Origin of the sequence: Bacillus sp. FSL K6-1218, from assembly GCF_038006445.1 — a bacterium.
Taxonomy (GTDB): Bacteria; Bacillota; Bacilli; order Bacillales; family Bacillaceae_G; genus Bacillus_A; species Bacillus_A thuringiensis_S.
In genome coordinates, this window is sequence record NZ_JBBOVE010000001.1 from 1,457,495 (window position 1) to 1,470,724 (window position 13,230).

A 13,230-nucleotide genomic window follows, 5' to 3' on the forward strand; every position below is an offset into this window, starting at 1 on the left:
AGGATGTATATGAAAGTTTTAAAATGCGGAGTCATGTTATTGAGTATACTGTTTGTATCTCAATTACATGTTTATGCAGAAGAAAATCGATGGACATGGCCTGTTGAAGGTCAGATAAGTGATTATTTTGGGACAAGGCATGGAAAACACTATGGTATTGATGTAGCTGCACCGATTGGAACGCCTGTGGCAGCTATCCAAGATGGTAAGGTAACAAAGTCTTATTATTCAAGTAGTTATGGAAATGTTGTATTTATTAAACACGGAGAATATGAGGCTGTATATGCACATTTAAATAAGAGATATGTGGGTCAAGGAGATTATATTTCAAAAGGTGAAAAAATTGGAGAAGTAGGGAACACGGGAGAATCGCGAGGTGCACACTTACATCTAGAACTTCATCAAGGAAGATGGACGATGGCGAAAAAGAATGCGATGAACCCATTGCTTGTTTTAAGTGAACAAAGAAATGAAGTTGTTTCTTCATCATTATATGTCGTACAAAAAGGGGATACTTTAGTTAGTATTGCACGGAAATTTAGTATGACACTTAAGGAAATTAAAGAAAAAAATGGATTGCGGCAAGAGCTAATTTATCCTAATCAACAATTATATGTTAAGTAAAGGCAACGTCTCAAAAATTAAACTTTGAATAATCTTAAATAAGGTTCAATGTAAATGAAATTATATGGGCGCTTCTGCTAGAAGTATTGAGTGAATTAGAGTATTTATATCTAAAAGAAAACCGTCCCAAAATTTATTTTGGGACGGTTTTCTTTTACCAAAAAATAAAGACACATATAAATCCAGAAATAGCTAAATAGCTATATAAGTAAAAAACTTTTGTTCTTGTTTTCTCTTTTGTTCGAAACAGTACGATAGTCGGTTCGATTAAACCGATTGTCAAACAAAGTAGGCCAAGAAGCATACAACCAATCGAAATAGAATACAGGGCGATTTGTGGTGCTTGAAATGGAATCATCCATTTTAATAAAAATGCAATAAGTGCAGTGTAACAAATGCTACCGATGTATTTATTCAGTGGTGTATTAGAACGAAAACCAGGAAGTTTTTTTAAGAAAGAGCGGGAAACAACTTCTGTTTGTAAAGATGTATGCTCTTCAATAATTCTTTGAGCTTCTTTTCCTTTTTGAAAAAGGGATAAGATCCAATTTCGCTCACCCTGAAAAATAAATTGAGAAGTTGTCAAATAGTGATCAATCTTCACTTTACTCCAACTCTTCCACGGATGACGCTCACACAATTTTAATTTACTTTCTGTTTTTTTATCATACTGATAAATACTGATGCCATCTTCATCGAAAGTAGCATAGTATGTCTCGTTTGAGAATGTGCCTAAATCAATTGGGCAGTAGAAAAGTAATTCTTTTTTTAAGTAAAAGTATTCTTTTCTTAAGTTTTTTTTCATTGCTTCTCGAATAGAATGTCTCTTTTCTTTTTTCATGACATTTCCTCCATAACTCAGAAAATGTTCTTATCTTAACAATTCAATATCTTATCACTTTTAATTATATATGACTAGGTAATTCAAAAGAGAAATGCCGAATAATAAAAAATATGGATTGTATTGTAAAATATCTCGCAATTTATTTATTGTTACGAAAAATAAACAACTAATTTTAAATAAGTTACAATTTTTTTGTTCACAATGTTATGAGGTTGTTGTATAATGAGGGGGAAAATAGAATATCGGTCTATCTTCGGGGCAGGGTGAAAATCCCGACCGGCGGTGATGAACTATTTATGATTTTGTTCTAAGCCCGCGAGCCGTTAAGGCAGGATTTGGTGTGATTCCAAAGCCGACAGTACAGTCTGGATGGGAGAAGATGGAGGTTCAAGCGTTCAAAAAAGATATGGATTTGAACGTCTGTTTGATGTGCCTTAAATTCTCCCTTTGTGTAAAACACAAAGGGTTTTTTCGTTCTATGAAAAAATAGGCATAGCAGAACCTTTCCACTTTCCATGAGATGATCGATGGAAAAGGAGAGAGAAAGATGAAACAAAAAAACAGTGTGGTGCAGATGGTGAGTGTAGCGATGCTAAGTAGTATTGCATATTTACTAATGATGTTAGATTTCCCGTTCCCAGGGCTTCCGCCATTTTTGAAAATTGATTTTAGTGATGTACCAGCTCTAATTGCAGCAATTATCTTTGGACCAGTAGCAGGAGTGATTGTAGAGGCAATAAAGAACATTTTACATTACGGGATTCAAGGAAGTTTAACGGGAGTACCAGTTGGAGAAATTGCAAACTTTATTGCAGGGTGTTTATTTATTGGACCAGCAGCTTTCTTATTTAGAAAGTATCGTACTGTGAAGAGTTTAACGACAGGGTTAATGCTAGGGACAATTACAATGGCACTTATTATGAGTGTATTAAACTACATCATCATATTCCCGGCGTACACTTGGTTTTTAAATTCACCGGCTATGTCTAGCGAAGCTATAAGAACAACGGTTGTAACGGCAATCTTACCATTTAATTTAATTAAAGGAATTGTTGTAACAATTGTATTTGTAGCATTATTCTCACGCCTGAAAGTATGGGTGTTTGCAAAAATGAAAAATGCATAATATATATAAACCATTAGTAGTGTGGAACTACTAATGGTTTTTTATTAAGAAAAATAAAATTTAGATACAAAAAATGCCCCTCATCAATATGAGGGGCATTTTTTGAAGTTAATAAAAGACTATTCGAATTTTAAAGCGTCTCCGTCGAATGATTCGTCAGCAACTTTAATTGAGTCAGTTGGACAGCCTTCGAATGCATCCATCATATCTTCAATTAATACATCTGGAATTTCAACGATACCCTGGTTATCGTCTAATGTTACAAATGCAATACCTTCATCATCATAGTCATAAATATCTGGTGCAGCAGCGCCACAAGCACCACATGCAATACAAGTATCTTTATCAACGATTGTATATTTTGCCATCTTTTTTCCCTCCTGATAATATGTATGTGAAAAGCTTGCCATAAAAATTATAACCTTATTGTAAAACGGTTTGTAAAACTTTTCAACATAAAATTATAATGATAATTCTTATCAATTAGAGTGTCAACTTATTTTTGAATTATGTCATAAGATTTTCAAAATACGTAAATATGATTTCGTTTGATACAATAGAATATATACAAGTATATAGTTCTTATTATGATAAGTTTAATGAGCGACAGTAGATAGTGTAATTGTACTGAAAAGAATGAAGTTAAGATTGGAAGGTGGAAGCGGTCATGCAAATACAATATACTTTGTTGCATTGTTTAAAACAATTGAATGGTGAAAGAACCGTTTCATCTATTTATTATTTACTAAAGGGCAAACGTTCTTCGCAAACTTTACAAGATGGAAATATGTTTAGAATTTCTTTTTTGTTCGGAATATATAAATCATTAAATAGAAATGACTATGATGGTGAAGTTGTAAAGTTGTTGCAAGCAGATTTTATTCAAGAAATACATGAAAATACATATGTGTTAACACCTAAGGGTAAAACGCAGTTACATAAATGGGAGGAAGTTTATGCTTTTCCAGCGCATTTGCATGGTTTACATTATGGAGAATTAGGTGAAACATTTTGGAAAAGATTATCATTGATTATTCAAACTATATCAAATTTACAACAGAATAATACGAAGTTTATCCCGATTCAACAAGATACAGAAATAATGATGTGGGTGAAACGTTTTCTAACAGGAAGGCCATATAAGAGAAGTGAATTGGCGAGAAAATTGTGGACGGAAGTACATAATCTTTTAGAAAAAAGTAATGCGATAGAAGCGACGATTGTAACATATCGACTAACGGGTTATGAACGGATTGGTTGTACATTGCAACAATTAGCAGAAATTACGAAACAAGATATGTTCAGGGTGTATTTTTTATTTTGGGGTACAATGCATTTCTTTATACAAGAAGTTCGTGATAAAGAAAATGAATTTCCACTATTAGCTGAAATTATATCTTATCCAAATGAGAGAGCTGAATTATTTAGTTTATCTACGAAAAAAACATATAATTTTTGGAGACAAGGGCGTTCTTTAGAAGAAATAGCAACGATTCGGAATTTGAAGGTTGCAACGATAGAAGATCATTTTGTTGAAATTGCTTTGCGAGAAAAAGATTTTTCTATTGAAATGTTTATGGAAAAAGAAAAGATAGACAAAGTAATAAAAGTAATTGAAGCATTGCAAACGCGGAAGTTACGTGTTTTGAAACAAGCGATTGGAGAAGATATCTCTTATTTTGAAGTTCGTCTTGTATTAGCGCGGATGGAGGGTGTAAATGAAACTTGAAGAATATTTATATAAGTGGTTTGGATATTCTGAATTTCGTCCAGGTCAAAAAGGAGTTATTACAGATTTATTAGAAGGAAAAGATGTGATAGCAATGCTTCCGACTGGAAGAGGAAAGTCTATGTGCTATCAGTTTCCGGGGCTTATGCGAGAAGGAACAGTGCTTGTTGTATCACCGTTATTATCTTTAATGGAAGATCAAGTGACACAATTAAAGTATGTTGTGAAAAACCGAGTGATAGCATTTAATAGTTTTCGGACATTAAATGAAAAAAGAGAAGCGATGAAAAAATTATCTTCATATAAATTTATTTTTGTTTCACCAGAGATGTTACAGTCGGAGTTATTAATTAGGGAATTGAAGAAAATTCATATTTCATTATTTGTTGTTGATGAGGCTCATTGTATTTCTCAATGGGGTTATGATTTTAGACCGGACTATAAGAAACTAAATGTAGTTATTGAAAATATTGGTTCTCCTACAGTGTTAGCATTGACAGCCACAGCGACAAAAGGGGTACTGCAAGATATCGCAGACAGTTTAAATTTAAAGGGTGCCGCGGAACATGTATACTCTATTGACCGTCCTAATATTGCAATGGAGGTGCAATTTGTAGAGACGATAGAAGAAAAGAAAGAGGCGCTTTTGGAGCAGGTGATGTATTTACAAGGGCCGGGGATTGTATATTGTTCAAGTAGAGCGTGGACAGAAAGGTTAACGGAATACTTGAGAGGGAAAGGTGTTACTGGTGTAGCTTTTTATCATGGTGGTATGGAACATGAAGAGCGTATGTTAATTCAACAGCAGTTTATGAACGATCAATTGCAGCTTGTAATATGTACAAGTGCATTTGGTATGGGGGTAAATAAGGCGAATACGCAATATATTATTCATTTTCATTATCCAACTAATATAGCTTCTTACTTACAAGAAATCGGAAGAGCTGGAAGAGATGGCGAACCGAGTATAGCTATTTTATTGTGTAGTCCGTTGGATCATGATTTACCAATTTCAATCATTGAGGATGAATTGCCAAGTAAGTCGCAAATACAATTTTTATTTTCTTTACTACAAGAAAGAATGTTCCAAACGAAAGAATTACCAATAGAAGATGTAGAAGAAATTTGTTATAATGCAGCAAGATTTAATGAGCAATATTGGCGTTTCGTTCGTTATCATCTCGAACAGGTTGGAATTATACAACAACGAAGATTATTATTAGAGGGTTTGTCAGATGAAATTATGAACCGATTAATAGCTGAAGTAGAAATAAGGTTGCGTAATAAATATAGTGAACTAGAAAATATGAAGTCATGGATACGAGTTAAAGGATGTAGACGTGAATATGTGCTGCAACAGTTCGGTTATAGGAAAGAGAAAGAGTTAAATAATTGCTGCGATTATTGCGGTATTACAAAAGAAGATTATAAAAAAAGACGAGCGCAACAATCGGATTTCGACTATAATTGGGAAACAGAGTTACAAAAGCTTTTCGGCCTAGAAAAGATGGAGGAATGATGAACATTCAAAGGTATAATGTTGAAGATATGAGTCCGCAGGAAATAAGGCTGAATCTATATATAACACAGTTAATTATTATCGGTATTGGCTGTTTACTAGCATATATATTATTTCAAGATGTAAAAGAAGTGTTTAATTTATGGAAATGGGAACCAGTATCTATACTTATTATAGGTGGTTTGTTAGCGATTGGTATTGTGTTATTAGATTATGTTGCAATGCGAGTGTTTCCAGAGTCTTGGTTTGATGATGGTGGTATTAACGATAAGATGTTTCGAGGAATGTCGGTTCTCCATTTACTCGTTATTACGTTCGTAATCGGTTTTGCAGAAGAATTTTTATTTAGAGGTGTAGTGCAGACTCATTTTGGAATTGTAATTGCGAGTTTAGTATTTGCAGTGTTACATATTCGTTATATAACAAAGCCATTTTTGTTTTGTTTCGTCTGTTTCATTAGTTTTGTCTTTGGTTATGTATTTGAATGGACAGGGAATTTGTTTATAACAATCTTTGCACACTTTCTTGTTGATTTTATAATGGGACTCCAATTAAGAAAATAAATGGAAGGTGGTGGTGAACAACATGAGGAAACGAATTCCTGATTTTGAAGAGGAATTAGAAGTTGAGCGAGTGGAAGAAAAAGAAAGTTTACCGCCGCGTAGTGAAATTCATAGAAATAAAGAGAAAAAACAAAAGTTTAAAATAAATCACATTTTCGTCCGGGTTTTAACATTTCTATTCATTCTGCTGCCAATTAGTATTTTGTGGTATACGGATAAATATATTCAGGTGAAGGGCGATAGTAATAATGCCGGGAAAAGTGCGTTTGAAGTAATCTTCTTTGATTCAGCTAAATCTGATTCGCAGAAACAGTCTGAAAAAGCGATAACGCATACTGTGAAAGAGGGAGAAACTTTAGAAAGTATAGCGAAGCAATATTTTTCGGATGAAAATGGGATTGAAGTCATTAAAAAGTATAATAACTTGCAAGAAGATGAAGTGAGTGCAGGGCAAGAATTAAAAATTCCGATAAAAGATAAATCCACAAAGCAAGAGAGCTAGTGAATTAAGCGATCACAATTTGTTATAAAAGCCTAGGATTATCTTTATGAGGAGGGGAGTAAAAAATATGATATGGATTATATTATTCAGTACTCTCATAGGCATGGGGATTTTATTACTTCTTGTGATGTATAAAGAAGCGACGCGTAATACGGTGTTGGAACATACTTTAGTATTTAAAGAATTTCCGAAAAGTTTTCAAAAAGTAAATGTGTTTTTTATTTCTGATATTCATAGAAGAGTCATTTCGAATTTGTTAATTGAACAAGTAAAAGGAAAAGTAGATCTAGTAATTATCGGAGGAGATTTAGCAGAGAAAGGTGTCTCTTTATCAAAAATCTCTGCGAATATTCAAAAGTTAAGAGAGATAGCTCCTGTATATTTTGTGTGGGGAAACAATGATTATGAGATAGAATATCATGAATTAGATGCGTTATTATTAGAAAATAACGTAAAAGTTTTAGATAATACAAGAGTGGTATTTGAGTCTGAATTAGGAGAGAAAATTTGTTTGCTCGGTATAGATGATGTTGGATTGCACCGTGATCGTCTAGATTTGGCATTGGCGGATTGTAAAGAAGATGGTTTTCGTATCTTAGTTAGTCACAACCCTGATATAATAAAAAAGATGTCTGGAAATGAGCAGATTTCACTTGTATTAAGTGGACATACGCATGGGGGACAAATCCGATTATTCCCATCTAAAAAATATTTAAAAGGTGGCGTATATAACCATTTGAATACGATTCTCTTTGTTAGTAATGGGTACGGAACAACATTGATACCACTTCGTTTCCGAGCACCTGCTCAAACACATATCATTACATTGTGCGGAGGGAAATGATGCCAACTCTTAGTGGAAAATATAATATAAAAGCTGTTTCGAATATAATTGGAGTTCAGCCGAGTACGCTTCGTGCATGGGAAAGACGATATCAAATTATTGCCCCAAAGCGGAATCAAGCTGGGCATCGTTTATATACAGAAGAACATATTCAAATTTTAAAATGGTTAATGGAAAAAGTTTCTTCCGGTATGATGATTGGACAAGCAGTTCAGTTATTAGAAGAGAATCGTTTGCAGAGTACAGTTCAAAAAGAGATACCTTTCGATAAAGAAGTTGTTTTAGTGGACGATTTGCTACAAGCTTTGTTAAAATTTGATGAAATTACAATTACTGCATTATTAAACGAAGCTTTTAGTATATATTCAACAGAAAAGGTTGTTGCCAGTATCGTTCTTCGAGTGACAGACAATTTATTAATGTCAAAAAATAATAATGAGATTTCAATGGCGCAATTCCAATATGCACTATCATTTTTACAAACGCGTCTAGGAATGGTGTATCACAATGCCTCAATGTTTTCCTCTTTACACAAAGTTATTGTGTTAGAAAAGAATGCATTGCAAGGATTTATTTTTTCAACGTATTTACGCTTAAAAGGATATGAGGCGATATATATTAGGACAAGCTTAGCTGAAGATGGTATGTTGTCAGCGGTAGAAGAAATACAGCCGAAATATGTATTTGTATCTTTTGCTGACGAACAAGAAATGAAAAAGACGATGAACTTTATAAATTTATTACAAGAAAAAAGGGAATCTCTTTCTGTTGGGTTTATCGGAAAGCTAGGCGTTCTAAACCAGTTGGACATTGAAACAACCTTAATTGGTGATACGAAAGAAGAATGGGATGAATGGTTAAAAATGTCGGAATAGTTGTTCGAAAAGAACCATCTATTTTCTATTTCATATAATAAAAATTAGATGCATTGGTTACGTAGGGAGGGTATGAGATGAGGCTGGAACGATTAAATTACAATAAGATAAAAATTTTTCTAACATTTGATGATTTATCTGAACGAGGATTAACGAAAGAAGATTTATGGAGAAATGCGCCGAAAGTACAGCAATTATTTCGTGATATGATGCAAGAAGCAAATAAGGAATTAGGATTTGAAGCAGATGGTCCGATTGCAGTTGAAGTATTTTCTCTACAAGCACAAGGGATGGTTGTAATTGTAACGAAAGAAAATCAAGAAATGGATACAGATGATGAGTTTCGTGACGAGTTTATTGAAATGCAAGTGACTCTAGATGAAAGTGAGCATATATTATATGAGTTTGCTACGCTAGATGACATAATTAACCTGTCGAATCGCTTATATAACCTTGGTGTAACTGGCGGAAAGCTATATACGTGGGATAAGCGCTTCTATCTTTGGATGGAAGAAGAGGAACAAATTCAATTGTTAAAGGCGGATTTTATAGCTATTTTAGCGGAATACGGTAATCCGTCTACAGCAACTATTTATCGCATCATGGAGTACGGTAAAGAATTAATGGATTTTAATGCGATAGAACAAATACACAATTACTTTGTGAAAAAACAAAACCTCAGCTAATACAACATAGCTGAGGTTTTGTTTTTATTTGGATAAGGGAAAGGATGATTGTAAATACTCCAACATACTTTTTTAAAATAAAATATGCAGTTTTATGGGAGTATGTTTGAGTAAAATAAAAAATATTTAAATATTTAAGTATTTTACTTTTCTAAAAGTAATAAAAGGACTATAATAATAGTGAAAACGCTTGCAATAGAAAATAGTTTGTATATATTTGTTAGCGTTTTCTATTGCATTCCAAATTTAAGGGTGTATACTAGGCAATGAAGGTTTACTAAACAAGTGAAATTACAGGGGGTTTACTTACTATGGTAGCCGAAAAGGGAACTCAAACAAAAACACAACAACAAAGGGAACAACATTTTGAACTATTGAATTCAACACAAATTGTTATTAGTGAAGCGTTAGAAAAATTGGGTTATCCAAACGAAGTATATGAATTATTAAAAGAACCAATTCGTATGATGACAGTGAAAATACCAGTTCGTATGGATGACGGGACTGTTAAAATATTTACAGGATATCGTGCACAACATAATGATGCTGTTGGTCCAACGAAAGGTGGAATTCGCTTCCATCCGAATGTAACAGAAAATGAAGTGAAAGCACTTTCAATCTGGATGAGTTTAAAATGTGGTATTGTTGATTTACCATATGGTGGAGGTAAGGGTGGAATTATCTGTGATCCACGTGAAATGTCATTCCGTGAGTTAGAAAGATTAAGCCGCGGTTATGTACGAGCAATTAGCCAAATCGTAGGTCCGACGAAAGATATTCCAGCTCCAGATGTATTCACAAACTCTCAAATTATGGCATGGATGATGGATGAGTATAGCCGTATTGATGAATTTAATTCACCAGGATTTATTACAGGTAAACCGCTTGTATTAGGTGGATCACATGGCCGTGAAACAGCAACAGCGAAAGGTGTAACAATTTGTATTCGTGAAGCTGCGAAAAAACGTGGCATTGATATTAAGGGTGCACGCGTTGTTGTTCAAGGATTCGGTAATGCTGGTAGCTTCTTAGCTAAATTTATGCATGATGCAGGTGCGAAAGTTATTGCAATCTCAGATGCTTACGGCGCGTTACATGATCCAAACGGATTAGATATTGATTATTTATTAGACCGTCGTGATAGCTTCGGTACAGTAACAAAGCTATTTAACAATACAATTTCAAACAAAGAATTGTTAGAACTTGATTGCGATATTTTAGTTCCAGCTGCAATTGAGAACCAAATTACAGAAGAAAATGCTAATGATATTAAAGCGAAAATCGTTGTTGAAGCTGCAAATGGTCCAACAACATTAGAAGCGACTAAAATTTTAACAGATCGCGGAATTTTACTTGTTCCAGACGTGTTAGCAAGTGCTGGTGGTGTAACAGTATCTTACTTTGAGTGGGTACAAAATAACCAAGGATACTACTGGACTGAAGAAGAAGTAGAACAACGTTTAGAAAAAGTAATGGTAAGATCATTTGATTCTATTTATGAAACAGCACAAGTTCGTAAAGTGAACATGCGCTTAGCGGCGTACATGGTTGGTGTTCGTAAAATGGCTGAAGCAAGCCGCTTCAGAGGTTGGGTATAAAATATTATATCTTGAGAAAACGTGATTTCCTTTCGAGGGAATCACGTTTTTTTGTTGAAGTATTAAATGAGGTGTTATATATGGAGAATGAAATGCTGGAACGAGTAGAACAATTAGAAGAAAAGGTTAAGAGGTTAGAGGGAGAACTTGCAAGAACGATGAAAGCTCGAAAAATAAGTACCGTTAGAATGTTCGGGGAAGGGCTACTGTTTTTGATATTTGGTGTGGTTGTAGTAGGGCCGATTATTGCCGTTGTAATCTCAATTTTTACTTGGCTTGCTGAAAAATAAAATAAAAATAAAAAAAGAACGCTTGTTCTATACGAACAAACGTGCTATACTCTCCTTAGATAAACAAAACGGAAATGATTTTAAGGAGAGATAAATGATGAAAATGACAGTAGACCAAAGATTTATGATGCCAGCAGATGTTGTAGAGAGAGTGGAAGTATTACGAAACAAACAAAGCAAGCGTGGCACATTATTACAATCGGTAAATAAATTTTTCGGTTTAGATACGAAAGAAGATTGTGTTTGGTTTTACGGTTTTTATGGAGTGGCTGTAAGTATCTTGTTGTTTATGGTGTTCACTTCAAATATTTTCGATTTTCTCTTCGTGTAAGAAATATGCGATAAGGACGTTGCTACCGAATACATATATAAGGAAGTAAGGTAATCTTCTAGAGCGGGAGTTGGTAGCAATGGCGATGTTTCCTATAGAGCGCAACTATATTGGATATGGAAGTTCACGGCCGGGGATTCCTCTGACTAAAGTGAGATTTATTGTAAGCCATGATACGGGGAATCCAGGAAGCAATGCGATAGGAAATCGAGATTACTTTAATGAATTACAACCGAAAGCTTCGGCGCATACATTTATAGATGATAAAACAATATTGGAGATTATTCCTATAAATGAAGTTGCGTATCATGTTCGATATGGTGTGCCGACGGATAATGACTTATACGGCTATGATGCGAATAAGGCGGCCATTGGAGTGGAACTTTGTTATGGTGGTGATGTTAACTTTTGGGAAGCATATAATCGTTTTACATGGTATCATGCGTATTTATGCCAAAACTTTGGCTTAAATCCGAAAAAAGATATCGTGTCACATAAAACGCTTGATCCAGCTAGAAAGATTGATCCTGAGAATGTATTAGGGAAACAAGGTATTAAATTTCAGCAGTTTTTAGCAGATGTCTATCGGATGTACGTTTCGTTTAGATGACAAATATATGAAAAATGAATACAATAAAGATAGGTGCCTACTGCTGTAAGTAGGTTTTTTCTTGTTTTTATAAATAGTGTATTGGTAGAAGACTAGGAGTGGACGAGTATGCAAAAAGAAACAGTTATTATAATTGGAGGCGGTCCGTGCGGATTAGCGGCAGCGATTTCGTTGCAAAAGGTAGGAATAAATCCGTTAGTAATTGAAAAAGGAAACATTGTAAATGCCATTTATAATTATCCAACTCATCAAACATTTTTCTCTTCTAGTGAAAAATTAGAAATTGGTGATGTAGCTTTTATTACAGAAAATCGTAAGCCAGTTCGAAATCAAGCGCTTGCGTATTATCGTGAAGTAGTAAAACGTAAATCTGTACGTGTAAATGCTTTTGAGCGAGTGGAGAAAGTTCAAAAAGATGGAGAAGTTTTTCAAGTTGAGACGACAAAGCGTGACGGAAGTAAAGAAACATATATAGCGAAATATATTGTTGCAGCAACTGGATATTATGATAATCCAAATTATATGAATGTTCCAGGTGAGGGATTGAAGAAAGTAGCTCACTATTTTAAAGAGGGGCATCCTTATTTTGATCGAGACGTAGTAGTTATAGGTGGGAAAAATTCGAGTGTAGATGCCGCATTAGAACTTGTTAAAGCTGGTGCGCGTGTAACGGTACTGTATCGTGGAAGTGAGTATTCACCAAGCATAAAGCCTTGGATTTTGCCGGAATTTGAGGCGTTAGTACGAAACGGTACAATTCAAATGCATTTCGGGGCTCATGTGAAAGAAATTACTGAGCATACATTAACGTTTACAGTTGATGGTGAAGTTTATACAATCCAAAACGATTTTGTATTTGCGATGACTGGTTATCATCCTGATCATAGCTTCTTAACGAAGATGGGTGTTCAGATTGATGAAGAAACAGGACGTCCAATTTATACAGAGGATAGAATGGAAACGAATGCTGAAAATATTTTCATTGCAGGTGTCATTGCTGCTGGAAATAATGCAAATGAAATATTTATCGAGAACGGTAGATTTCATGGAGATGCGATTGCGCAAACCATTGCATCAAGAGAAAAATAA

The 13,230-nt window shown here is 34.3% G+C and carries 16 protein-coding genes and 1 riboswitch; of the genes, 14 read left to right on the forward strand and 2 right to left on the reverse strand.

Features of this window, described 5'->3' with window-relative positions; translation table 11 throughout:
• Window positions 1-9: 9 nt before the first annotated feature.
• Window positions 10-624 (forward strand): peptidoglycan DD-metalloendopeptidase family protein, encoded by a 615-nt coding sequence (locus MHI26_RS07635; protein WP_000866114.1) that lies wholly within the window; start codon window positions 10-12, stop codon window positions 622-624.
• A 154-nt stretch (window positions 625-778) separates the two neighbouring features.
• Here the strand turns inward: MHI26_RS07635 and MHI26_RS07640 are convergent, their stop codons facing one another.
• Window positions 779-1,465, reverse strand: a complete 687-nt coding sequence (locus MHI26_RS07640; protein WP_000711799.1) for a hypothetical protein — start codon at window positions 1,463-1,465, stop codon at window positions 779-781.
• 248 nt (window positions 1,466-1,713) lie between these two features.
• A riboswitch (FMN riboswitch) is annotated at window positions 1,714-1,853 on the forward strand.
• A gap of 162 nt (window positions 1,854-2,015) precedes the next feature.
• On the opposite strand from MHI26_RS07640, the gene MHI26_RS07645 reads away from it, so the two are divergent.
• Window positions 2,016-2,594: an ECF transporter S component gene (locus MHI26_RS07645; RefSeq protein WP_000810856.1), complete on the forward strand. Its 579-nt coding sequence runs from the start codon at window positions 2,016-2,018 to the stop codon at window positions 2,592-2,594.
• Between the two features lie 119 nt (window positions 2,595-2,713).
• Here MHI26_RS07645 and MHI26_RS07650 read toward each other — a convergent pair whose 3' ends face one another.
• The gene (locus MHI26_RS07650) at window positions 2,714-2,962 is read right to left on the reverse strand and encodes a ferredoxin (protein WP_001151993.1); all 249 of its coding nucleotides are present in this window, start codon (window positions 2,960-2,962) and stop codon (window positions 2,714-2,716) included.
• A gap of 299 nt (window positions 2,963-3,261) precedes the next feature.
• Between MHI26_RS07650 and MHI26_RS07655 the strand changes: the two genes are divergently transcribed.
• The 12 genes from MHI26_RS07655 (at window position 3,262) to MHI26_RS07710 (ending at window position 13,230) form a co-directional block, all read left to right on the forward strand.
• The gene (locus tag MHI26_RS07655) at window positions 3,262-4,323 is read left to right on the forward strand and encodes a helix-turn-helix domain-containing protein (protein WP_001167015.1); all 1,062 of its coding nucleotides are present in this window, start codon (window positions 3,262-3,264) and stop codon (window positions 4,321-4,323) included.
• A complete protein-coding gene (recQ, locus tag MHI26_RS07660) occupies window positions 4,313-5,842 on the forward strand; it encodes an ATP-dependent DNA helicase RecQ (RefSeq protein ID WP_061666890.1) in 1,530 nt (509 codons plus the stop codon). Before MHI26_RS07655 ends, recQ begins: the two co-directional genes overlap by 11 nt.
• The gene (locus MHI26_RS07665) at window positions 5,842-6,405 is read left to right on the forward strand and encodes a CPBP family intramembrane glutamic endopeptidase (protein WP_001025791.1); all 564 of its coding nucleotides are present in this window, start codon (window positions 5,842-5,844) and stop codon (window positions 6,403-6,405) included. The genes recQ and MHI26_RS07665 overlap by 1 nt, the downstream gene beginning before the upstream one ends.
• 22 nt (window positions 6,406-6,427) lie before the next feature.
• A complete protein-coding gene (locus MHI26_RS07670; protein ID WP_001231548.1) occupies window positions 6,428-6,907 on the forward strand; it encodes a LysM peptidoglycan-binding domain-containing protein in 480 nt (159 codons plus the stop codon).
• Window positions 6,908-6,974: 67 nt separating this feature from the next.
• A complete protein-coding gene (locus tag MHI26_RS07675) occupies window positions 6,975-7,751 on the forward strand; it encodes a metallophosphoesterase (RefSeq protein ID WP_000637801.1) in 777 nt (258 codons plus the stop codon).
• Complete coding sequence (locus MHI26_RS07680; protein ID WP_001142722.1) at window positions 7,751-8,626, forward strand: MerR family transcriptional regulator; 876 nt, start codon at window positions 7,751-7,753, stop codon at window positions 8,624-8,626. The genes MHI26_RS07675 and MHI26_RS07680 overlap by 1 nt, the downstream gene beginning before the upstream one ends.
• Before the next feature lie 77 nt (window positions 8,627-8,703).
• Window positions 8,704-9,312 carry a genetic competence negative regulator gene (locus MHI26_RS07685; protein ID WP_001235399.1) on the forward strand — a complete coding sequence of 203 codons (609 nt, stop codon included), beginning with the start codon at window positions 8,704-8,706 and terminating at the stop codon, window positions 9,310-9,312.
• Between the two features lie 311 nt (window positions 9,313-9,623).
• Entirely contained in the window at window positions 9,624-10,910 is a 1,287-nt protein-coding gene (gudB, locus tag MHI26_RS07690; RefSeq protein ID WP_000225173.1) for an NAD-specific glutamate dehydrogenase, read from the forward strand.
• A gap of 80 nt (window positions 10,911-10,990) precedes the next feature.
• On the forward strand, window positions 10,991-11,200 hold the full coding sequence (locus MHI26_RS07695; RefSeq protein ID WP_000426762.1) for a hypothetical protein: 210 nt from the start codon (window positions 10,991-10,993) through the stop codon (window positions 11,198-11,200).
• Window positions 11,201-11,294: 94 nt separating this feature from the next.
• Window positions 11,295-11,531 (forward strand): DUF3961 domain-containing protein, encoded by a 237-nt coding sequence (locus MHI26_RS07700; protein WP_002083150.1) that lies wholly within the window; start codon window positions 11,295-11,297, stop codon window positions 11,529-11,531.
• Between the two features lie 79 nt (window positions 11,532-11,610).
• Complete coding sequence (locus tag MHI26_RS07705) at window positions 11,611-12,141, forward strand: peptidoglycan recognition protein family protein (protein ID WP_001240655.1); 531 nt, start codon at window positions 11,611-11,613, stop codon at window positions 12,139-12,141.
• A gap of 108 nt (window positions 12,142-12,249) precedes the next feature.
• Window positions 12,250-13,230, forward strand: a complete 981-nt coding sequence (locus MHI26_RS07710) for a YpdA family putative bacillithiol disulfide reductase (RefSeq protein ID WP_061666889.1) — start codon at window positions 12,250-12,252, stop codon at window positions 13,228-13,230.

Coding starts and splice junctions, on each gene's coding strand:
- MHI26_RS07670 (WP_001231548.1), top strand. CDS start 6,428: ATGAGGAAACGAATTCCTGATTTTGAAGAGGAATTAGAAGTTGAGCGA.
- MHI26_RS07655 (WP_001167015.1), top strand. CDS start 3,262: ATGCAAATACAATATACTTTGTTGCATTGTTTAAAACAATTGAATGGT.
- MHI26_RS07700 (WP_002083150.1), top strand. CDS start 11,295: ATGATGAAAATGACAGTAGACCAAAGATTTATGATGCCAGCAGATGTT.
- MHI26_RS07710 (WP_061666889.1), top strand. CDS start 12,250: ATGCAAAAAGAAACAGTTATTATAATTGGAGGCGGTCCGTGCGGATTA.
- MHI26_RS07635 (WP_000866114.1), top strand. CDS start 10: ATGAAAGTTTTAAAATGCGGAGTCATGTTATTGAGTATACTGTTTGTA.
- recQ (WP_061666890.1), top strand. CDS start 4,313: ATGAAACTTGAAGAATATTTATATAAGTGGTTTGGATATTCTGAATTT.
- MHI26_RS07680 (WP_001142722.1), top strand. CDS start 7,751: ATGCCAACTCTTAGTGGAAAATATAATATAAAAGCTGTTTCGAATATA.
- MHI26_RS07640 (WP_000711799.1), bottom strand. CDS start 1,465: ATGAAAAAAGAAAAGAGACATTCTATTCGAGAAGCAATGAAAAAAAAC.
- MHI26_RS07705 (WP_001240655.1), top strand. CDS start 11,611: ATGGCGATGTTTCCTATAGAGCGCAACTATATTGGATATGGAAGTTCA.
- gudB (WP_000225173.1), top strand. CDS start 9,624: ATGGTAGCCGAAAAGGGAACTCAAACAAAAACACAACAACAAAGGGAA.
- MHI26_RS07695 (WP_000426762.1), top strand. CDS start 10,991: ATGGAGAATGAAATGCTGGAACGAGTAGAACAATTAGAAGAAAAGGTT.
- MHI26_RS07665 (WP_001025791.1), top strand. CDS start 5,842: ATGAACATTCAAAGGTATAATGTTGAAGATATGAGTCCGCAGGAAATA.
- MHI26_RS07650 (WP_001151993.1), bottom strand. CDS start 2,962: ATGGCAAAATATACAATCGTTGATAAAGATACTTGTATTGCATGTGGT.
- MHI26_RS07675 (WP_000637801.1), top strand. CDS start 6,975: ATGATATGGATTATATTATTCAGTACTCTCATAGGCATGGGGATTTTA.
- MHI26_RS07685 (WP_001235399.1), top strand. CDS start 8,704: ATGAGGCTGGAACGATTAAATTACAATAAGATAAAAATTTTTCTAACA.
- MHI26_RS07645 (WP_000810856.1), top strand. CDS start 2,016: ATGAAACAAAAAAACAGTGTGGTGCAGATGGTGAGTGTAGCGATGCTA.